Source organism: Frankia sp. AvcI1 (genome assembly GCF_001420875.1).
Taxonomy (GTDB): domain Bacteria; phylum Actinomycetota; class Actinomycetes; order Frankiales; family Frankiaceae; genus Frankia; species Frankia alni.
The window spans coordinates 12817-35872 of sequence record NZ_LJFZ01000006.1 but is presented as its reverse complement, the minus strand read 5'-3'; the positions used below and the strand labels follow the sequence as shown (position 1 = coordinate 35872).

The window sequence follows — 23056 nt, the reverse complement described above, 5'->3', positions numbered from 1 at the left end:
CCGGTCCGCCCTGGCCCCCTGCCGCAGCCGGCCCGCCGGGCGCCGACCGCTGACCGCCCGCCGGCGGGCAGTCGACCGAGCGTCGGCCGGCGGGGGCCACGGCACCCACCGGAACTGCGCGGACGGGCACGGCCGCGGAGTCCTCGCCGCCGGGTCCGGAAACCGCCGGGCCGACGGGATGCCCCACCGGAACCGTTACGGGAGGACCGCCGGGAGACGCCCGGNACGGCCGCCCGAGCACCCCGCCCGGCCTCGTCCCGGTCAGCCCCGAACCGCCCACCGGGTGTCCGCGAGCCGGCACCCGAATCGGCCCCCATGCATAATGGAGAGGTGACGCTCCGTTTGCAGCACAGCGCCGCCCCTCACTGGGCGTGGCGAGTGGTCTGTCGTCCCGGGAGCTGTCCGTGTTGTCCCAGCCCTCGCGCCCACTAAGGCNCGCCGCCAGCGTGACGAGCCGGTCGGCCCGCTAGTTTCAGGGCCGGCCCGGGTGCGAGGGGCCTCGGAGTTCGGTGCATCGAACCTGGGCGCAGGACCATTCTGACCGGCGGGCCGATTCCCGCTGATCGTCCGCCGTCCCGGTCACCGGCCCCGCAACGAGCCGGCCGCGCCCCTGACCGCCACCTCCGGTCGAGATGGCGAGAGGCACCGCTCCGCCATCTCCCACCGAACGCGGGCATCCGGCGTTCGCCGAGGTCCCCGAGGATCCGCGACGCACTGCAGGCGACGTCGACCGATCAGTCTTCGGATCGGCTCAACGGTGGCCTGCCGCGCGCGATGTCCCGGCCCAGGTCCGNCCGGCAGCTCGCCGATCCTCCGGTGGGAGTCCCCCGACGTGCGTATCGATCAGGAAGGCAGCATCCGCCGTGTCCTTCGAGGCGTGGATGGCCCGTCTGCGGGACGAGGGATACCTCGTCTGCCCGGGCAGCTCCGCGGTACCGGTCGAGATACGAGGCGTCCACCCGGACGGAGTCGGCCTGCACTTCCGTTGCCGGGGCACGTCCGTCCGGCTCGCCGTGTACCGGCCCGGTCGGGCGGCGTGGCAGGTAGCCGTCCGCGATGAGGGATGGTGCCCCGAGGAGGCCCTGCAACTGTGGGCCCACCGTCCCCTCGACGGTTCACCGCCGCCCGCCGACGCGCGGCTGGCCTTCCCCGGCGGCGCCGGGCCGGACCAGGAACTCGTCGTCGACGGCGCCCGCGCCTGGGGCTGGTCCCGCCACGAGGCGGGCCTGCTGCGACCGACCGCCGCCGCTTACCTGTTCGACCACCTCCTCGCGACCCTCCTCGGCTCCGGGGCACAGCAGGCCCCCGGCATTCGCGACCATCGCGGCTGGGCCAGCCCCGATCGTCCCGTCGGCCCCGGCGCGACGCCCGCCCGCACAGGCTCCCCGGCGCGGCGTCCAGGCGCCCCGCTCCGGGCCGGCACCACTGTCCCGGCGGGCGCGGCTGTCCCGGCAGCCGCGGCTGTCCCGATTGGCGCCGCGGAGCACCCCGGCCGCCGAGCGGACTTCACCGAGGTGGCCCTCCCCGCCGCCCGCTCCAAGGCGCGCTCCGAGTCCGGCAGCGAGGCCCGTTCCGAGGCCCACAGCGACCGCACGGTCCGGATCGGCTGACCCGCGCTCCGGACCGGCAGATGGACGGCGAGGCACTCCGACCGGGGGTGGTCGTCACATGGTCCTCGCCGTCCTGTAAGCTTCAGTTACTTCCAGGGGGTGTAGCTCAGCCTGGTAGAGCGCCTCCCTCGCACGGAGGAGGCCAGGGGTTCGAGTCCCCTCACCTCCACAGATACTCGCAGGTCAAGGCCTTGATCGGAAAGATTCGATCAAGGCCTTTGATCATTTGTCCGTCATTCGTCCGTGGGACTGGACGTCACCCAGCGACAGCCAACGGCGCAGAACGGCTGTGATCTGCCACACAGGAGATGTCAATCGCTGCGGTCTGATCGCCGCAGGCTCGGCATGCCGCCGGTCACACGGCCACGGCTATCGGCACGACTGCGGGTGAGACGCCTACCGATGAGCACGAGCTGCATGTCGACGAGCGCGGACGGCGCTCGAGTCCACTGGCACGTCCCAGGTGATCTGAGACGGCGAGGGGCGGCGGGTTGGTAGCGGCGATGCACCTCGGCTCTACGGAACTGGTCCGCCCAGACCCTTCCCGCCGATGGCCACCATCACCCGGCAGGACGGGCCGTCTGGCTTGTCGGAGGACAGGCCAGCACTCCGGCATCCAGTCCCACCTGGCACTTCCCGACTCCAACGCAACACCGTATGAATATTACTTTCTGGCGCGGGCGCGGGCGATGACTGCTTCGGTGGTGAGCGGGCTGCGCGGGTGGTGGCTCAAACACAGGGGTGTACGGATCTTGNGCGGCNCCCCACCCTCGGCGGCCAGGTAGAACTCGCCGCTTCGCAGTCTGGAGATATCCGGGACGTCCCCACCCTTCGCCTTAGCCATCTCCCGGGTCGCCTCAACCTGCGTCGGGCTGTTGAGCAGGCCGTAGAACTGGGTGGCGGCGTTTCCGGGAATGCGGTTGTGCAGGCCCTTGGGTGCCTGAGTGGCGAAGACCAGGCCAAGACCGTACTTGCGGGCCTGTGAGGCCAGAGCAAGGGTGCTCTGGGTGCAGGCGGTCATGCCGCCCGACGGGGCAAGAGTCTGTGCCTCGTCCATCACGAGCAAACCGAGAAGCGGGCGGTCGCCGGCCGGATTCTTCTTGATCCAGGCGAAGAGGGCCATCTGCAGTTGGTTGACAAAACTCTGNCGTGNCTCGTCGTCCGGCAAGCCGATGAAGCTGATGACCGAGATCCGGGCACGTTTACCTGGCGCAGGGGTGAGCAACAGCCCGGGATCGATCGGCGTACCCGTCCCACCGAACAGCGGGTCGTTGACCATGGTGGCGCTNAGCGCCTGAGCCAGTCCTGCGGCGATCTTTTCGGCTCCGTCGAGGTCGATGNTGCCTTCTGGAAGATCGGCCAGAGTGTCGATGAGTCCGGTGAGCCGACCACCTCCGCGTCGTCCGAAGTCCTCGACCGCTCGGCGGAGCACAGNCCGGCCAAGATGCGCCTTGGCGGCGCGTCCGCTCAGCATCGCCCGGGGCGCCAGCGCTGCGACGGCCGACTCGACGGCTTCNCCGAACTCGTCGGGATCATCCAGGGTGGCGCGGAAGTCAGGCAGTGGCTGAAAGCTCAGTGGCCGACCGGCATCCCGACGGGGCGTCCAGACCACCACATCGGTGCGTTCCAGATAATCCGCGGCCTTGGCCNCGTCGCCGTCACCCCATTGCGGCGGNGGTTCCGGCCAACCATCACCGAGCCTCGCGAGGTCGTTATTTGGGTCAAGAACGATTGATGAGACACCCTGTAGTGCGCACTCCTCCACGATCCGACGGATCAGCACGGTCTTNCCCGAACCCGACCCCGCGAAGATGGTCGTGTGCTTGCGCAACGCTTCGAGCTCAAGCGTGACGGCTTCACGGGTGTGATAGTCGCGCCCGACCGTGAGTGCCGGCGGGGCGCCCGTNGGCGGGTCCTCGGCCGGCTCGGTGACTGATGTTGGGCCCTCTCCCCGAGCCGGCGCGAACCGTGACGAGCCGGCTACCTCGGAGGGCGTAGCCGCGGACGGCAGCCAGAAGTGGGTGTCCCCGAGCGCCACCCGAAGCACCGTGATCTGCTGAGCGGGCTGTCGCGCCGTCAGCCAAGGCCGCACGCCGACCGGGTCCTCCTCGAACAGCGTGCGCAGCGCGGTGAGAATCCGCAGGTCCTCGTTGTCTAGCTTCAGGGTCTGNCCGCCGGCCGCCGCCAGTGCATCAAGTTCCTGCCTGGTCTTGATGCTGTTCGACCACGATTCGTTCCGCAGCAGAAAGAGCTTCCGTTTGGGCACCGCCGGGTCCAGACCGGCGGCGGTGCGGGCTCGCCGCAACCGATGTAGAGCCGCATTACCATGATGCCGGTCGCTGATTGCCCGGAAGCACCAGTGGACCTCGTCCTCGGTGTTCTCATTTAGGGTCAGCCGGAGNCGCGCATGCAGATCTGGCTTCGCGCTGGGCGGCGGATCGAGGGTGAATGAGTCCGCGTTCTCTGCCCTTTCTAGCATCCACGCGGCCAAGCCGGCTTCGAGCAGCTTCGGGACCACCGTGTCCTCCGCGTCGACCTCCAGCGGTATGGTCACATCCGCGGCCTTTTTCAAGGCGTCAAAGCGCTCATCGTATTGCGTGAGAGCGTCCGCGCCGATCGTCAAGGGCGGCACCCGGGTCGGCTGCGATTCACCCGTCGGCGGATCGCCGAGCCGAAGCAGCTCCCGGGCCTCGCCGGCCAACAGGCAGGCGTGGATATGCGAGTCGATGACCATCAGCAGTTGCCGCGGCGTAAAGTCGCCCGCGTCCCGAAAAGCCTCTGGGTGCACTGGCCAAGTGGGGTACGGCGGTGCGAATCCGAGCTCGCTGAAGTGCGGTGCGAACCTGCGCGCAATGATCTCCTGCGCCAGCTCCGCATTCTTGATCGTGGACAGGCGGCCGGGCTCCCGAAACCTGTCACGCACGGTGTCGGTCGCCTTCGTCTTGATCAGCGTCCAGGACGTGGGGATGCACGCGACCACGGTAAGCGTGCGCCGGGTCCGTTCCCGCAGCGTCATGAGTCCGCCGGCAACGCTCTCCAGCACCATGGCCTGCTGCCACTCGTCCGCACTGTCCGCCGGCTGCCGGGCTGCCAGGTCGCCACCCAGCGCCGACTGGGCCAGCAACACGTCGATCTGGTCGAACGCCACCACGGCCGNCCCAGTCAACGCGAGCAGGTACGACAGCTCTCGGACTATCTCCTCTGGCGTGCGCGGAGCCCGACGCATTCCCCAGGCGGCACGTTCGCCGGGACTCCCTTCGTCGTCGCAGGAAAAAAAATTNTCCGCGACATCCTGGTGGGCGACGTCGGCCGATGCGCTGAGCGCCAACGCGCGAGCGGTCTCCCGACTCGTGCGGGCGACGTAGTCGTCCACCGCACCCAGGCATTCGATGAAGGCATCCAAGGCGTCCCTGGTCAGACCGATCTCGCCCATGAAGGCACGCCGAGCCGAACGCGGGGCACCGACATGAGACGACAGCCGCCTTAGTAGCAGCCGGAGCTGGGGTTCGCCGCCGGNCACCGGGCGGGCCAGTCCATCGAGCATCGACGCCAGGACACTCGCCCAGAAATCCTTCGCGCTGAGCAGGCTGACGAGGAAGAAGTAACCACCGTCGGCCTGGACCAGCTCCCGTAACCAGCCGAGCAGGTGGGTCTTGCCGGAGCCGCGTTGTCCTTCCAGTACCAGGCCGATCGGGCTGCCGTCCCTGCTGGCGGCGGCCTCGAGAAGACCCGCCCGCACCATCTGGACAGCGCCCGCGTGCAGCCCTTCNACGTGGAACGGCAACGGCCNCCACACATCGTCGGGGACTGGTGCCCAGTTGAGCCTGANCGAGGCCAGGGCGGCCCGCTCCTCATCGTTCATCGCACCCCGATCGCCAGCAGGTGCTTGTCCTGACCACCAACGCGGATCGACGCGGCCCGGTCGGTGTCGGTGAGTATCTTCTGGTTGTTCTCCGGGACGAGGTCGACGTCGCTGGCCCGGCTCAGCCTGAGCAGTGCCTCATCCAAGTCAGCATCATCCACGTCGGCGAAGAACGGNCGAAGCCTGNCCAAGGCGACCCATGCCGCCGGCTCGGTGGCCAGCGCTGCATATGTATTGCGCAGACGAATTTCCAGATTACTGGGCCGCTCGCCCGACGCGATATTCACCCGAGCAAACATCTCACCGAGACTGCGGTAACCGCTACGTGGCATGACCCGTTCCACAAGGTTTATGTGGACCGCGGCCAGCGCTCCCCCGATGGCCCTCGCCTTCGGACTACTGACATCTAGTTGATCTTGAATACATACCCAGCCCTTGTCGTCCAGTTCATGCAGATAGGTTCGGCCAGACCGCACACTACGCACCAGCCTCAACCGATTTAGTTTCTCCCGTCTCGACTTCTCGACATCAATCCCGTAGCGTTCGATAAGTTCNGTGTTAAGCATCGCGCGGGCCTCTGCCATCAGCGTGATGAGGATCGCATTGTCGGAGGGAGTCAGTTCATCGTTGGCCACGGTGTCCCTTTCGCGGAATCGTGTCGTCGCGCGGCGGCCGGCGCGCGTGAAGCGCGGCGCTCGATGCGGCGGCCTGTCACAGCGTCGCTGCGGGGTCGGCAGGCCGTCCGTCGGCCCGCAGGCCGAACGCCCGGATCGTCCGGATGTGGTGGCGGTCGACCTCGGGGGCGGCAGTGAGCAGGGCGAGATACCGCTCCGCCGCCAGATAGGTGCCGGCGTTGACCTCGTCCAGCAGGCCGGCCTGGTCGCCCGCATCGAAAAGCAGCGCGGTCAATTCGCTGGCCGCTTCCTCGTCGCCGCCGTCGGCGGCAGCCCGAAGCTGCGCGAAGTCGCCGCCGCTGCTCGCCGCGTTCTGCCCCACCGGCCGAGTCAGATAAAGTGCGGCCGCAGGGTCACCGCGGTCGGCCCGTTTCTGTAGCTCGTCGGCTCGCCCCAGGCTCGACAGAAGTTCAGCGAGACGCTCGGCGGCGAATCGACGGCCACTGTCCGCGAGCTCCCGCAGTTNCTCCACGCATCCGCGCTCGGNCAGCAGATCGGCGAGGTCCTCGGCGGCGACGGCGTGGCCTGTGGCGACACGGGCACGCATCGCATCGGCTTGTCCACCGTCGGCCAGGAGCTCAGCGAGCAAATCCCCGGCACCAGAGTCGCTCGCCGCCTGTTCCCGCAGCTGCTCGACTCGGACTTGCAGCCGGATGAGTTCCGCGCGCGCGCCGCGGCGATGCTGATCCCTTGGATCGGCCGCCACCCAGTCGTCGGCCACCACCATCNCCTCCCCCAGTCGGTCCTGGCGCCGGAGCAACGTCATCAGCTCGATGGTGGCACCTTGGTCGCCGGCCTGGTGAAGTTTGCGCAGAGCCGGCTCGGCGTACTCGTAGCGCATCCGAGCGAGGGCCGTGCTTGCCAGCCGGCGCAGGTCATCGGGGTCGCGGGTCGCGGTGACCAGGACCGCCCACAGGCTGTGCGGTGGGCATTCGCAGCGGCGGACGCGGCCGATGTACTGGGTCAGGTAGTCCGCCACCTCGTAGCCTTCGACGCTTCCTGCGCTTCCCACCTGCTTGCCGCTGACCGGGCGAAGGGCCGACACCTCCCCGTACAACTCACTCGTGGCATGGCGTAATGCACGGTCCAGCCAGGATTCAGGATGTGGCACCCGCTGGGTCCGGGACAAATAACCGGCCATTGCCTCGGTAAGTAACCGCGAGGACAGTGCGCTTCGGACGCCAAGCCGGCGAGCATCGGCCGCGACCGAAAGGATCGCCGTACTGTACGGGTCTGGTGCCTGCTCCCACAGGTTCACCAGGTCAGGTCCCGCGGCCAGCACCTGAGTGAGTCCGGCGTCCGCCGCCGCGAGAGCGACCTGAATTCGNCTGTCGGTAGCGGCGAGCGTGCTCGCCCGCACCCTTTCGTCCGGGGTCAGGGCCTCTGGCACGGAAATCACGTCGGCAAAATCGAGTAGCAGTCGGTCCTCGGCGTAGACATCGCCGCCGTCCCCACGGCTGAGCCGCTTCCGTGCGAAATAGTGGTCCGGCCAGAGGGTACCCACGACGATCATCTTCGCCCGCCGGACGAGGGTGATGATGTCCGCCCTACGTAGCGGCGGATCGGCGCCGAGAAAACGGTGGAGTTCGTCGAGCCATAACACGGTGNGTTCGGTCNGCATCTCCAGGAGATCATGGATCTCCTGAGTCCTCGTCGGCTGTACCAACCACCGCTCAGGCACAAGGTCGCTGACCGCCTCGTAGAGGGATCGGGTCTTGCCGCACGATGATCCGCCCACCAGGAGGACGAAGCACCCCTCCTCGACGCCTCGCGCNACCAGATCGCGGAGCTGGCCGTCGAAGTCCCGCCGCACGTAGCTAGGGAGCTGGCCAATCGCTCCGGGCGCCGAAATCGCGGGATGAACTCCCAGCTCGCGAGGGGACGCCTCATCGACGCGTCCGGCATTGGCGGGACCCTGGCCGACGGTCGCATTGATCCNCTTCCACGCGTCGACTATCCGCCCGCGCTCCTCCGGCGACACCCGCCATGCAGCAAGGAGGCTCTCCAGCAGGTCCTTCTTGACCTGCCGCCTGCCGTTCAGAGCATCGCTGACGCTGCTGGTCGGCAGGTCGCGACGCCCCTGATCGGTCCGGGCCAGGGATCTCCCGGCCTTTTCGAGCTCGGTGAGGCTCATTCCGCTTCGTCGGTGGATGCCCTTGAGATACGACGCGAGATCGAGCCACGTGCGAACGNCTGAGAGATCGGCAACATCGGCCGACGTCAGCGTGATCACCCCTCCGGCGTCCGGTCGGACGTTCCCGGACAGCATACGAGAGGCAGCCGTTCTGCGCTATAGGCCCGCCTCCTTGGACGAACACCGTCCGACCCTTCCGAGCTCATCCGAGGTCGTCCGGAAGCATCGACCGACCGATGCCGGTCCTGCTGATCTGAATCCCGATCGGACGAAGATTTGGTGGCTAGCAGCGAGGTTCGCGATGGAAGATCGGTCAGCTCGAAGACGGTCGGCGGGTAGGGTCCAGCCGGCGCTGAGTATCCGCCACGTGACGAGAACGTTGGGGCGCCGCGGCATGAGCGTGCGCGGCTACGACATCGAGCATGTGCCCGTGCTGGCAGGCCCGCACGGCCTCCCCGCGTTTGGCGCCAGCCCGCGCGACGGACACGGCCGGGCACTCCTCGGCCCGCGCCGCCGCCCTCTTATCCAAGTATCCAGCCTTGGACTTCAGGACATCGAGACGGCGGTGGTCACCGTATTCCACGAGATCGCGCATCACCGGTCGTACCTGGCGGTCGGTCACGGCGGCAGCGAGGCGGAGGCCGAGCGATTCGGTCAGNGGATGTACGACCAGTTCGCCCGTCATCGGGTATAAGCGGCGGCAAGACGGGGGCAGATGGCTCTATCTCAGCAAACCCCGCCGGCTCCGGATTCACCGTTCCTCCGGAGACGGAGGCAGGAGCGGCGACTGGCGGCCGGTCCAGGTGACCTGGAGGTGTTCGCGGGCGCGGGAGCCGGCTACGTAGGCGAGGCATCGTTCCTGGGCCAAGCGCCGTTCTAGTTCCTCGGCGTCGTCGATGTCGCTGACGGGGAACGGCAGGATGCCCTCCTCGAAACCGACCAGGGCTACCGCGCGGAACTCCAGGCCCTTGACGCGGTGCATGGTCACCAGCCGCACGCCCGGCCGCAAGGCGTCGTCTGGTGAATCCGACGCGAGCACGAGTACGTCGAGCCCGGCGCCCCGCAGCGCCTTCTCCGCCTCCTCGACCAACTGCCGCGTCCGCGCGACCACGCCGATCTCGTTCGGCAAGATCCCGCTGCCGATCCACTCCTGGACCGCCGACGCCAGCGCGGACAGCTCGTCCTCGCGCCGAACATAGCCGCGGGTTCTCGGCGGCGGTCCGGTGAACTCCGAGCGCGCACCGGCGAGGGTGTCCGCGGCGTCCTCCAGGTCGTCGACGGTCGTGCCCGCGATCACGCCCATGCACCAGCGGAGGATCTCCCGGGAGGTGCGGTAGTTGACCGTCAACCGGCGGGAACGACCCCGCGTCTCGATGCCGAGCGTCGACAAGGTGACCTTGTAGGCGTAGATCCGCTGGTGCGCGTCGCCGACCAGGAAGATGTCGTCCGGTCCACTCGGCACCACGTGGCGAAGCAGCCGCCAGTGGGCGGGATGCAGGTCCTGNGCCTCGTCGACGACGGCGTGCCGGTACACAACCCCGCTGGTCGGCACCTGCGCGGCCCGGCTCGCGATCTGGATGAAGGTCGTCCGCTCATGCGCGTCCAGGAGCAGGGCGAACCGCTCGAAGATCTGCCACAGGGCGGCCCGGTCGATCCGGCTGAGCCGCCGGCCCCGGCCGGCTCGGGTGGCCTTGAGGTAGGTGGCCCGGTCGGTGATGCCCTGGGCGAGGACGACGGTCGACCATTCCGTGATGAGAAAGTCGACGGACCAGGCGGTCGAGGCGGCGTTTCCGGCGGCGCTGGNGGCGGCCTGTTCCCACAGGTCGCGGATCTTCTGATCGGTGTCACCGAGGACGGTGACCTTGCGGATCTTCTCGCGGTCCGTGTCGGTCGCCGCCAGAACCCGGNGGGCCAGGCCATCGATGGTCAGCACGTCGACGGTCTGCAGGATCGCCGGCCCGGCCAGCTTGACCAGGTTCTCCTTGATGGACTGGGCGAGCGTCCGGGTGAAGGTCGTGAACAGGATCTTGTCATTCGGGTAGGCGCCCGCCAGGTGCACCGCCCGGTGCAGAGCGGTGACCGTCTTCCCGGTGCCGGCCCCGCCGGTGACGCGGAACGGGCCGCCGTAGCCGTGCCGGTAGGCGATCCGGCGCTGCAGCGGATGCAGCCACACCCGCCACTTCTCGAACGAACCTTCCAGGACCGCCCGCAGATCCGCCTCGCTGGCAGGGTTGGAGAAACTCAGCCGCGACAACGGCCGTTCCAGCGCGACCAGCACATCGTCGGTCGCGGGGGCCGGTTCNCCGGCTTCGTCGCCGACGAGGTCCGCCCAGACCTCGTCGACGCTGCGACCGGCCGCGAGGTCGAGCACCGCGTCCGCCTGGGCGCGGGGCAGCTTGCTGGCGANGTCGAGCAGGCGGTCCTCGTCGGCGATGCGCAGCAGGTCACCGGCGACCGTGCTGTCGATTCCGAGCCGGACCAGGTCGCGTTCGCGCAGCGACCCGAGGATCGGCGGCTTGCCGGCCGGGACGGGATGCGCCACGGCCGTCGCGGTCGCCTCGCTCAGCGCCAGGGTGTCGGTCAGTTCGAGCGCGCCGGTGACCTCGTTGATGCCGAACCGGACGTGGCTGGCGAAGGTGTAGGCGTCATCGTGCGGTTTGACCGCGGCGAGGACGAACCCGGCCGACTTGGGCAGTTCCAGGAGGACGGCACGGAAGTTGTCGTTGACCCGTGCCGTGCGCACCCGCCGGTCGATGGCGCCCTTCGGCTGCTTGAGGTCGAGCCCGGGTGTGTCGGGGGCGCGCTGGAGCTTCATCAGGAAGTCCATGACCCGGGTCTTGATGCTGCCGTCCAGAGCGTCGTACGACGCCTGGAACAGGTCCGACAGGATGACGCTGACGGTCACCGGGCCTCCACCTCCAGGTCGTTGCCTTCGTTGGGCTGGCCACCCAGCCGGTCGATGATCTGGGCCGNCGCCGGTCCCGGATCGGTTCCTTCCTGCCACGTCACGATCAGCCAGCCGCCGGCGTCGAGCCAGGCGTCCCGGGCCGGCTCGGCGTCCAGGACCACGGCCACCCGGTCGTCGGGCCAGGCGAGTTCGAGCTGCCAGGCCGCGTTGTCCGGTCCGACCTCCCAGCCAGGCTCGGGCACGGCCAGTTCCGGCCGGCCCCGGACGAGGAGAAGCGCGAGCGGGCGCAGCGTCGGGTCGACCAGGTCCAGCACCGGTTCCCAACCGGCGGGCAGCACCGCCAGGCCGGGCTCGCTGCGGGGAGCCACCGCCAGCGGATGCAGCGACGGATCATAGGTGTCTGCTTCCCGGACGGTGACGAAGTCCGCGAACTGCCGCGAGGCCACGCTGTCCGAGCGGGGGCGGGGCAGGAACTGGGCGAGGTTGGCCCACCGCAGCCAGTCCATCCACGCGGCGCGATGGTCGGTGCCACCGACGACCTCGTCCCGGTCATCGAGAACGCCCACCAGCCCGACCGTACCGGCCACGTCGCCGCGTTCGGCCATCACGTACAGCGGGCAGCCCCGGCGCGAAGTCCGAGCCGCCCACACCATCGATCCGGTGCCAGCCGCGCCAGGGGCGCCGACCCCCGGTGTGCTGGCAGCACCGGCCGGCTGCGGCGAAGCGTCCCCGCGCCCCGCGGCGNCCAGGTGGCTCACCAGGCCGGCCCGGGTCAGTACCGAGGGCAGCGCGGTGCTCGACGCGACGAGGGCCAGGGCCGCCGCCACCGCCGCCTCCGCCCACAGCGCGGCCTCCGGGTCGGTCAGGTAGGTGACCAGCGTCGTCATCGGGTTCCCCCAGACGACCGGCAGCCGCGGGTCGGCCACCCGCTCCCGGATCCGGTTCTGCGTCACGACGTCGACCAGGTTGTCGTCGACGTCCCCACCCGCGCCGAGGTCGTCGAGCATCCGCGCGAAGCCTTCGACGTCGTCCCACGTCAGCGACCAGACCCGGTAGCCCGCAGCCCGCAGGGAGCGCCGTTGCCGGGCGTCGCGGTCGGTGAGGTTGTGCTCGACGGAGGCGTGATAGCGCCGACCGTCGAGGTAGACGGCGATCGGCAGGCTCTGGGCGTCCTGCCGGGTGAACAGGAAGTCGGGGATGGTGCGCCCGGCGGGCAGGTCGACCGGCACTTGGGCCTGCATCCGCCACCGGATGGNGCCGCCGTCGAGCAGCCGCAGCCGGATGTCGAGCTCGGGCCGCCCGGCCGGCCCGGCCAGCGCCGTCGCGGAGCTGTCCGCGCCGGCCTGCTCGGCCACCCAGCGGCGGACCAGCTCGGCGAAACGCAGCTCGATCTCGGTCAGTTCAACCTGGTCGATGTTGATGTCGGCGACGCTGGTGATCTCGTCGATGTCCCAGTGGTCGAGCACCTGGCCGAGCAGGTCGAGCGCGACGGCCCGGTCGGCGTACTCGACGTCACGCGATTCGACGACGCCGAGCAGGCAGCGGTGGCAGGCCGCCCGGCCCTCCAACCGGCACGGGCAGTCGGTGAGATGGGTGCGCGCCGCGGTCAGCAGGGCGCGCAGCCGCTCCGGATCACCGACGCGGTCCAGGTAGCCGGTGCCGCCGGGCACCATGTCGTGCAGGACCAGGTAACGCCGGGTGCCGCCCTGCCGGTCGGGCATGCTGACCGCGACCACCCGCAGGTGCTGNGGGTCGCCGCCGAAGTCGTGGCGGAGCCCGAGCAGCAGCGCGCCGGTGAACGACACCAGCCGTTCGGACACCCGCAGGGTGGAGACCGGCAGCAGCAACCGGACCGCCTGGGTGGCGAGGTCGTGATGCAGCAGCAGGTCCTCCCACCGCTCGGCGGTGCCCCCGCGGGTCGCGCACCAGCCGCGGTGCCGGGTGGTACCGCGCGGGTTGTCGGTCTGGCTGCCGTTGACGACCCCGCAGTAGACGCAGGTGGGAAACCGCGGTACCTGCACCTCCTCGCCAGCGATGGACAGCCGCTGCCCGAACCGGCCCCGCGGCCCGACGTTGATCCGGCGGACCACCGCGCGGCGCACGTACTCCGCGCCGAAGGCGACACCGCTCAGGCGCCAGGCCCGCGTGACGTGCTCCGGGTCGACGTCGACGCTGGACACCAGGGTGAACGGCACCCGCTCCCGGTCGTCCGCGTCGTCGTCGATGACGGAGTCGTCCCGGCTGTGCAGCGCGGACACCCGTCGCAGCGGCAGCATCCGGTGCACCGCGCCGGTGTCGGCGACGCCGCTGCCGCCGCAGCGGGGGCAGGTGGTGACGGCCGCGTCGGCGTCGGAGGTGNCCCATCCGCAGTTCGGGCACAGTCGCCACGCCTGCCACAGCGGCTCGTCGAGCGGTCCGATGTCGACGGCGTCGATGCGGATCCGCTGGCCACGGGCGTAGAAGGCCGCGCCGGGCGCGAGCTCCCCGACGGCGGTCATGCTGCCGCGCTCGTACTGGTATTCGGCGGTCTGGTACTCCTTCTCGCCGTCGTCGGTGGTCCACCACAGCGAGACGTCGAGGACGGTCCGGTCGTCGATCAGGGTGTAGTTGGGCAGCAGGCCCATCTGTTCCAGGCCGGTGAGCAGCGGGGTGTCGCGCATCCGGTCGAGCATGAACCGGACGGCCTTGCGCTCCCCGATCCAGCGGCGGCGGTCGGCCTTCTGCTCGTCGTCGAGGTGGCCCAGCCGCTCCAGATCGTTGATCGCCTGCTGCAGGGTGACGAGACGGTCACCGAGTTCGCGTTCGCNCCGGAGCCAGTCGCCGAACGCCCGCGAGACCATCCCCTCCACCCCGCCGGCGGCGAACAGGTGGACGCTGTCCCGGCTGGCGGCATCCAGGTGCGGGCCGAACAGGTCGAGGAAGCCGTCCGCCAGGTCCGCGGCCGCCGCGGCGATCGCGTCGAGCAGCCGGCGCATCCAGCCGCCGGGGTCGAGGCCGTGCCGGACGAGCTGGNCGGTCAGGTTCGGCGGCGGGCTCGGCAGCACCAGGTCGCCGGCGGCGACGCGGTCCAGGCAGTAGGCGAAGAACTGGCGGTAGAGCAGTTCGGTGGCGTTCAGGTAGGCGCCGGGCGGGGTCACCTCGCCGTCGAGCAGATGCGACGGCTCGGCGAAGTAGTAGAGATCCCGGGGCCCGCTGGGCACGCCGGCGAGGACGAGCGCGTTGCCGGTCGCCCGCCCGGCCCGGCCGACCCGCTGCAGGTAGTTCGCGGTCGTCCGCGGCAGCGACGCCAGCGTGACGGCGCCCAGGTCGCCGATGTCGATGCCGAGTTCCAGCGTCGGCGTGCAGGCGAGGATGTTCGGGTCGATGGGTGAGCTGTTCGCCTTGAACCGCCGCTCGACGTCCTCCCGCAGGGCCCGGTCGAGCAGGCCGGTGTGCTCGTGGGTGACGATGCGCCGCACCCGGCCCGAGCGGTACATGCCGCGGTAGAAGTTGGCCGGCTCGCCGGCCTCGGCCGCCAGCACCCCCGGGCAGCGGAACCGCGGGCAGGGCGCGCCGTCCACCACCGCCCGGCGATGCGGCGCGATGGGCTGGACGTAGCGGCACACGCCGCAGCGCATCCGCGCCCGCCCGCCGGCCAGCGCGTCGTCCTCGACGGGCAGCAGCAGGATCCGCTCCGGATCCCAGCCGTACACGACGGCTCCGCTGCCCGTCGTCCGCCGTGCCCAGACGCCGACCTCGTCGCCGGCCAGCATCGCGGCGACCCGCAGCAGCAGGGCCTTTCCCTCCCGGGCCGGCACGCCGAGGCAGCGCACGGTCCAGTCGGTGAGCCAGGTCGCGGTGTCCCCGGCCGGGTTGAGGGCGGCGAACTGCCGCCACCGTCCGCCCGAGCCGGAGGTGAAGAACGTCGGCGCCGCCATGCCCCGGGGGAACTTCGGCATCCCCTTGCGGCTGCCGCCCCAGATCGGATAACGGTCACCGTCGCGGTTGACGTAGGTGACGAGCGAGTCGTGCATGATCCCGCCGCCCGTCCGCAGCCGGTCGAGGAGGCCCCACAGCCACGGCACGTAACCGGCGGGCTCGGGCAGCAGGCCGTCCAGGCCCCGCTCCGGCAGCTGCTCGTGGACGNCCCGGGTGAGCAGGGCCAGCCTGTCGAGGTCGACGTCGTAGTCGACGGCGACCGCGCCGGTCAGCTCCAGGGTGCGGCCCAACCGGCTGCGCAGTCCGAACTCGAGTTGGGCCTGGAAGGCCAGCCGGCTGTTCAGGATGCGGCGCAGGGTGGCGGTCGGCCGGTGCAACCACTCCCCCTCCAGGNCGAGCCGGCGGGGGAAGTCCGGCGGGGTGACCGCGTACAGGTCGGCGGCGGGGGCCCCGGCCAGCCCGCGGGCGACCGCGTGCAGGCTCGTCGGTCCTTCCCCGATCGCCCCCAGCAGCACCGACCGCAGGTTGAACTGGAACGCCCGGCCCTCGATGAAGGCGGCCCGGTGCGCGGCGTCCTGCACCGAGTCGGTGAAGACCAGCGTCTTCTTCTCGGCGTTGGCAGCCAGATCCGAGCCGAAGAGCTGGGTCAACGCGACGCTGACGAGGGTGGCGACGCTGGAGCCGAGGAACCGGACGGCGTCGTCGGCCCCGCAGGCCGGGCAGCGCTGATCGGCGGCGGCCTCCGCGTCCGGGGTCGCGAGCACCGGGATCGTGCCCTCGTCCGGGGTGTCCAGCAGCTCCAGCGTGCTCGTCACCAGGTGGCGGACGTCGGCCTCGCCGTCGCGGGCGAGCAGCAGGGTTCGCACCCGGGCCCGGTCGCGCACGCTGGCCTGCCACACCTCCAGCGGCGAGCGGCGCAGCACGTTGCCGACCTCGGGCGCCACCGCCTGCCAGCCCGACCGGCCGCAGTGCCGGCAGTAGGCGGCCGGCAGCCAGGTCCGCTCGATCTCCAGTGCGCCGTCGTGCCACCAGGTGAACTCGGGGCGGGTGTCGACGGCCCGCAGCATCCGCCGGATCTCCCGGATCCACAGCTGCACCTCGACCTGCAGCAACGGCCGCGGGTTGCCGGCGCTGTCGCGCACCCGGGCGTAGGAGAGCAACGCGAGGAAACGCAGCAGCGCGCTCGCGACCTCGTCCGGCCGCTCGGCCTTGCGCACCCCCCAGGACAGCACGCCCGCCTCGGCGACCCGGTCGACGGCGTCCCGCAGGGTCAGCGGGGTGGCGGACAGCGCCTGCAGGGCGGCCCGGGTGATGAAGTGGGTCCGGAGCCGCTCGCCGAGCACCACCGGGTCGGTGAGGTCGAGTCCGCCCCCGTCGGCAGGGCCGGAGGGGCCGGGGGCGCCGGGGGCGCCGGGGGCGCCGGCGCCGCTGTCCTCGTGGCCGGCGAACACCGCGGCCAGCTCCGCCCAGCTCGCCGGCTCGTCGGCGGCCGGTTCGGTGACGGCGACGACCTCGTCGGGCTTCGGCACCGGCAGGGTGAAGTCGATGCGGTCGACGACCTCGGCGGGGTCGAGGCGATCCTCGCCGATCAGCGCGTCGGCGTCGAACGGGGTGCCGAACACCCGCTCGGCGAAGACGCGCATGTCCTCGCGCCGGGTGCCGCTACCGAGCGTCGCCGACGTCGCCACCGGGACGACCCGGCCCAGCGGCCGGCCTGGTTCCGCGACCCGCAGCGTCGCGCCGAGCCGGCGGAACAACATCGCCACATCGGTACCCTGGGCGCCGTCGTAGGTGTGGAACTCGTCGAGGACGACGAACCGCAGCGACGCCGCCGACCGCTGCCACAGCGTCGCGTCCTCGCGGCGCAGCAGCAGGAAGTCGAGCATCTTGTAGTTCGTGAGCAGGATGTCCGGCGGGTGTTCCCGCAGGACGTCCCGCCGGTCGACGAGATGCTCCGGTGAGCTGGCGGCGTGCGTTCCCGTGCCGCCGATGTAGACGCCGGCGGTCACCCGGGTGAGCGCCGGCTCGTCGTGCAGGAGGCGGGCGATGCGGCGGGCCTGGTCGGTGACCAGGGCGTTCATCGGGTACAGCAGGATCGCCTTGATCCCGTCCTCGCCGCGTTCCCGGGCCCGGCGGCAGTGGTCGAGGATCGGGATCAGGAACGATTCCGTCTTCCCCGAGCCGGTCCCGGTGGTGACGATCGTCGGCTGGGCGTTGTGACTGTCGGTGGACAGCCGCTCGAACGCCCGGGCCTGGTGGATGTGCGGCCGGAAGTCCCGAGGCAACCAGCCCAGCGGCGAGCGCCAGTGCTCGTCCACCGACCGGAACGGTGTGCGCAGCCGCAGGTACGGACCGCGGAAGATGCCGTGCTCGCGGTCCTCCAGGAACTGCCGTAGCGCCGCCCTGGCCTCATCGTCCGCGAGCGCGAACGTCGTCGTCAGGTATTCGAGGNCCCCGGCCCGCGTCTCCCCCGCCAACAACGACGGAATCACGCGCCGGCCCGCTCGACCGCCCCGACCGGCGTCCCCGTCAACTTCACCCCACCCGGTGGTTCCGCCAACTCCGCCCCGGTCTCCGGGTCGAGCCCGAGCCGCCGCGCGAACTCGGCGTAGGCGGCCCGCATCTCCGCCTCCCGATCCGGCTTCCGGAACGGCCCCCGATACCGATCCGCCAACTCCGGCGGCGCCTCACAGGCCAACCCACGATCCGCAACCCAGGCATGCAGGATCTTGTAGTCGTCCTTCTGCTGCTTGACCCCCATCGCGTGGTGATCCTTCGCGATCTTGCGACCCTGGGCATCGAAGTACATCGCGTACTCGTACTTGCGCAGCACCGCGAACTGCGCCCGGTACATCAGACACAACTGCTCCGCGGTCAGCCCGAGCATCAACGCCGCCAGCGCGTCGATCTCCACCAACGCCGCCCGCCGATCAAAGTCCAACCGCAACGGCGTCCCCATCGTCCACTCCCGCTCCGCCACCCCAAGCCCCGGCCGATCCGCAAACGGCGGCGTCCACCCGTCTTCGGCATGCCCTGTCTCGTGCAGCTCCTCCCACAGCGGTGNATAGTCCCGCGTTAGGCAGTTCAACCGCAGTGCCCGTAGCAGAAGAAAAGGTGCAGCCGGATGACGCAAGGGTGCAGGGAAATGGTCGACAGTCTCCTTGTTGACCTTGTTCATTCCACTAATTCTTACGAGGTAGTCAAAAGGCAACGAAGACCATAGGCCGACAGTCACCGCTATATTTCTGTCAGAATCCATTTTCAGTGTGTGGACAGTGTGGACGTGAGTNGGGCCTGGCGGAAATNTGACAGCCTGAANCGATCTCTCCGTGTTCACGGTGATCATATTTCTCCACGCAAGGCGCCAATACCGCGTATATGGCATCCCCTCCCAGGAGACAACACTCTCATCGAGATCTTTAGCGCGACCGGATCGGATATAATTGGTTCGCGGCACGGCCGATTCCGGTAGAGATTCGAGGTCCCAAGACTCGTAGTCCTTGTTGCTTCGACACGGCACGTTAGGCTGAGAGGCGAAAGGCGTACCAACAGAGAAATGAGGCCCCTGAAGGACTACATCCCGCCAGTCATCGACCGTCCGCGTTGACCACACAATGTCACCGACAGNCTTCGCATCTCGCTCGTTCCAACCCCGGGTCCAGTGATAGTCGAAATCGCCCATTCTGTCAGCCCCTTCCGCCACCTTCGCGATTGCCGCAAGGTGCTGAACGGTCAGCGGCCGAAGAAGCCTCGCATGAGCACCGGGAGTCCCTGGCGCGTCAAAGAGTTGCGCCCAGGCGGTCAACGTCATTTCGTCGATCTGAAGAACCCGCGTGGCGTGCGGCCTTAAATCCCATCCACCAGATTCGAACTGAACCCCCGGAACCTCGCCTGAGCCATCATGCACCAACGATCCATCCAAGACAGAAGGATGCAGAACACTGGCAACATTAAGAAAATTGATTCGACCAAAGGTTCCGTATACACTAAGACCAAAAGTTACATTGTTGTCGATCTCATTAAAAAGGAGAAGGTTATTTCCAAACTGCCCGTGTCGACGNAGGCGCCGATAGACTTCGGCGCGAAATCGACCACCTTCAGGATTCGTGAAATGACTTTCGGGATGAAGAAGTGATGCAATTGAATGCTCACTCTGCGAACGCCACACCCTTTCAATGAAGCTAGTGTAGAGATTCGGTCTCATCCCCGCCAGAATCTGATGCTCGACCGAGGAGTCCAGAGCCTCCAGAAGACCCGACCAGGATGTGACGTCGGCGAGGTAGCGGGNCGTTCTACTATGGGAGGCCAAGACCAGCCTCCGACGGTCACGAAGAGTATTTTCGGGGATTCGGTCTTCGAGTTTGAAGAAGGGGTCGAACTCGGCTAGGGCGGTGTCGTCTTCCCAGGTGGGGCGGACCCAGGGGGGGTTTCCTACCTGGAGGTCGAAGCCGCCCTGTTTGAAGATGTGGGCGTAGTCGAGTTCCCAGTGGAAGAAGCCCTCGCGGTCGGCGATCTCGCGGACGACGCCGAGCCAGGGGCGGGCGAGCATCGTCTGGAGCACCGGCTTCATCTGGTGCATGATCTGCTCGTTGTCGTCGGCGTCCTGAAGGTCGGCGAAGGACTCGATCTCGCCGAACAGGCCGAGCCGGTCGCCCTTCGCCTTCGGGGCCGCCTTCGGCTCTGTGCCGAGCAGGTCCTCGAGGGTGGCGATCCATTCGTCGAGACTCGGTGGCGGTGCGTCCGAGTTCAGCGGCCAGAACCACAGGGCGCACCAGGCGTCCATCACCAGGCGCAGCCGCTGATAGGGCCGTTCCGGGTCGTTGAGGGCGCTCTCGACCTCCTGGCGGGAGACGGCACCGGCGGTCTCGGGCAGCCGCTCCGCCTCCCAGACGTCAATGTGACGGGCGATCTCGCGTTCGCTGATTTCCAGCCGGCGGATCGTCAGCTCCCACAGCCGCTCGACCCGGCGGGCCAGGGCGCGCAGCCGGCCGAGCTGGCCGGTCGCCGGCTTCTTCTTGATCTCCTTCGACCACGACTTCAGGGCGTCGGCTGCGTCCTTGGCGAGTTCCTTGGCCTGCTTGGTCTCGGCGACCGCCCCCCAGCCATGTGCCGGCAGCAGGAAGTGGTGGATCTCGCCGAACTCGATGTCGCCCTCGGCGAGATGCCGGTCGGTCGGCNGCGTCTTCAACCAGCTCTGCTTCGCCTTGTTGAGAGCGGTGAAGTCGTAGGTGGCGCGGCGCGCGCCGACGAGGGAGTTGCCGCGCCGCAGGTGCAGGCCGAACCACGGGCCCTGCAGACCCGGGTGCATCACGTTCAGCCACAGCGAGACCTCGGCCAGCTCGACCGCGGTGCGGTTCAGGTCGACGCCGTAGCAGCGGTGCAGGGCGAGGTGGGCCTTGACCTTCTGCAGCTCGTCGGCGTACTGGTCCGGCGGGATGGAGGTCTTCAGCTCCTCCTGGCGGCGCTCCAGGTACTTGCGGGCGAGCTGGTTGATCGCCTCGTTGAGGAAGGCCCCGCTGCCCAGCGCCGGTTCGCAGATGGTCAGGTCGAGGATCCGCTGCGCGTCCCAGTCCGCACTGTCGTCGGGCAGCAGCTCGGCCAGGGAGTNCTTGACGACGCAGCGGGTCAGCACCTCGGGGGTGTAGTAGGAGGCGCTGCGCTGGCGGTCGCGGCCGGAGAGCCGGAAGACGAAGCTGCCCTTCCGGTGCGTGATCTTCCGACGATGNCCGGTCACCGGGTCGACTCGNATCACGAGGTGCTTCTCGTCGTACTCNCCGGCGCGTTCCGCCGGGACGAACCAGGAGNCCTTGTCCGGCTCCCCGTCCTTGGCCAGCTCGATCATGTCCCGCTCGGCGAAGAAGCCGCTGTAGGACATCAGGCCTTCGTAGACGGCGCCGAGCTGGTTGATGCCGAGCTGCGCGTAGGAGACGAAGCCGCGGTCGCGGCCCTTGCGTTCCTTGGAGAGCAGCAGCAGGGCGAGGATCTGCTGCAGCGCCTCGTTGCGCAGCGGCAGCGAGTCGACCAGCGGCGCGTGCCCCGGGTCGAACAGGTCCGACTTCAGCGGCTCGAAGCGCAGCCCGTCGTCGGCCCGGTCGTCACCGGCGCCGTTGCGGTAGCGGTGGCCGTTGTTCACCAGGCCGAACAGGAGTTTCAGCGACTCGTGCAGGTGGCGGCCGTCGCGCATGGCCGGGGAGGTCAGCTTGACCTGGAGGAGGTCCCGCAGCCGGTCCAGGCCGTAGCCGGCGCCGTACTCCGGCGCGCCGACCGGCAGNACCCCCAGCTCGGGCCGGGCCTCGGCATACAGCAGGAACAGGATCCGGTAGAGGAAGCGCAGGCTCTGGGCGACCAGTTCCCGCGGCAGCTCCGGGAGGTCCTCCACCGGCAGGCCCTGGGCGCGCCGCTGGGCGACGACCTCGTTCGCCAGGATCTCGACGGACTCGCGCAGGCCCTCCCGCAGGTCCTTGCTGACGCCGACCGCGTGCTTCACCGACTCGTCGAGGTAGCCGTCGAGGCGGGAGGCCGGCTCGTCCCCGGCGGGGAGCAGGACGTCCGCCGACCACAGCCCGGCGTGCCAGGCCAGCTCGCCACTGGCCGTGTCCTGCCGGCGGGCCAGCGCCGTGTCGGCGTCGAAGACCAGGTAGCGGCCCTCACTCCAGCGTGCGGCATCGGTCAGCAGGAGCCACCCGCCGGCGACGACCATCGCGTAACGCGGTGGGCTCGCCGACAGGAACAGCGTGGAGAGCGCCTCCGTGACCGCGGCGATCTCCTGGACGTTCTCCGCGCTGCGGATCACCCGCAGGGGCCGCAGCAGCCGTCCCGCGCCGTCGCGGTCGAACAGGTCGTCCTCGCCGGCCGCAGGGAGGGCCTCNAGGATGTGCAGCGCCTCGCCGCTGTGGCTCTGGGCGCGGACGGTGAGGGGGNCTGCCAGTTCCAGGCCGCCGTGCTCGGTCGTCAGCTCCTGGCGCTTCACATCGAAGCCGGCCGCCGTCAGCAGCAGGTCGTGCAGCGCCCCGGCCGCCTCGACCAGCTCGGCCGCGCCCGCCACCGCCCGCGCCCGCGAGACGCGGGCCTCGGCGTCCTGGCGCGGTTCGGGGAGCCGACCCTTCGCCTTGGCGAACGGGCCGGACGCGGCAACCAGCCCCCGCAGCGGGCTGGGCTTGCCGTGCGCGTCCCGCTCGGACCATTCCTTCGTGAGGGTGCGCAGCTGTCCCGGGAAGACCGAAGCCAGCCAGTGGTCCGACAGGAACTCGCCGACGTTGTGGATCGAGTCGAACACGGCTTCAGCGCTCCAGGGGGACGATCACGGCGACGACGCGAACCAACGGGTCGCCGCTCGGGGTCAGGGAATCGATCAGGCGCTCGGCCTCGGAACGCTCACCTGCGATGCGCTCGCGGGNGAGCCGCTGGCGTCCGGTGGAGGTCAGCTCCAACGTGAGCTGCTCGGCCTGGTCCGCCCACTGGCCGAGACGTGCCTTCTGCTGCGCGATCCGGTCCGCGATCCGCCCGTCCCGCTCGGCCCGCAGCGCCTCGAGATGCCTCCGTCCGGCGTCCAAAGCGGCGGGTACCAGGGGTTGCAGCTGGGCTATCCAGGCTCTCGCCCGACCGGAGTTGGTCGTGCCCGCCCGGATGCCGGCGGCCTCCAGCACGCCGGTAGCGTCGCCCACGACGGGGGCGTCCGGCAGCCCGGAGACCGCACCCCAGTGCACGATCACCGGCTGGCCGCGCTCGTTGCACCAGACGCCCTGGGTCAGGAACACCGGGGTCTCGACAGTGCCGGCGAGCACCGGCGTCTCGTTGCGGCCGAGCTGCGCCAGCGCCCGGTCGGTGACCCATTCCAGCACCGGATGCTGCGGGGCGAGGTACTGCACCTCGGGNCATTCGATCCGGTCGTCGTCCCGGGCGGCGGCGAGGCTGGCATCGGCGAAGCGGCGGCTGGTCGTCACCTTCAGC

5 protein-coding genes, 1 tRNA gene and 5 pseudogenes are annotated in these 23056 nt (G+C 69.6%); 2 read left to right on the top strand and 9 right to left on the bottom strand.

Annotated features, from left to right (window positions below):
- The first annotated feature begins 863 nt into the window (after positions 1-863).
- Positions 864-1610 (top strand): hypothetical protein, encoded by a 747-nt coding sequence (locus UK94_RS08160; RefSeq protein WP_235487032.1) that lies wholly within the window; start codon positions 864-866, stop codon positions 1608-1610.
- A 95-nt stretch (positions 1611-1705) separates the two neighbouring features.
- A tRNA-Ala gene (locus tag UK94_RS08155) sits at positions 1706-1779 on the top strand.
- A gap of 1507 nt (positions 1780-3286) precedes the next feature.
- Here UK94_RS08155 and UK94_RS44230 read toward each other — a convergent pair.
- From UK94_RS44230 to UK94_RS44200, 9 genes and pseudogenes are all read right to left on the bottom strand, one after another.
- Positions 3287-3399: pseudogene (locus UK94_RS44230) on the bottom strand (hypothetical protein); the annotation flags it as partial.
- Between the two features lies 1 nt (position 3400).
- Positions 3401-3516: pseudogene (locus UK94_RS73120) on the bottom strand (hypothetical protein); the annotation flags it as partial.
- A 4569-nt stretch (positions 3517-8085) separates the two neighbouring features.
- A partial coding sequence (locus UK94_RS44225; protein ID WP_235487030.1) for a hypothetical protein occupies positions 8086-8280 on the bottom strand: 195 nt, incomplete at its 3' end.
- A gap of 2407 nt (positions 8281-10687) precedes the next feature.
- A pseudogene (locus UK94_RS44220) lies at positions 10688-11185 on the bottom strand (hypothetical protein); the annotation flags it as partial.
- Positions 11186-11253: 68 nt separating this feature from the next.
- A partial coding sequence (locus UK94_RS44215) for a hypothetical protein (protein ID WP_235487028.1) occupies positions 11254-11754 on the bottom strand: 501 nt, incomplete at its 3' end.
- Positions 11755-12444: 690 nt separating this feature from the next.
- Positions 12445-12936 (bottom strand): annotated as a pseudogene (locus UK94_RS44210) (DUF1998 domain-containing protein); the annotation flags it as partial.
- A gap of 1 nt (position 12937) precedes the next feature.
- Positions 12938-13464 (bottom strand): annotated as a pseudogene (locus UK94_RS73115) (hypothetical protein); the annotation flags it as partial.
- A 737-nt stretch (positions 13465-14201) separates the two neighbouring features.
- Positions 14202-14664 (bottom strand): helicase-related protein (locus tag UK94_RS44205; protein WP_268761255.1); only part of this gene is annotated, 463 nt, incomplete at its 3' end.
- An 836-nt stretch (positions 14665-15500) separates the two neighbouring features.
- Positions 15501-17424 (bottom strand): DEAD/DEAH box helicase (locus tag UK94_RS44200; protein WP_235487130.1); only part of this gene is annotated, 1924 nt, incomplete at its 3' end.
- Positions 17425-23056 lie beyond the last annotated feature (5632 nt).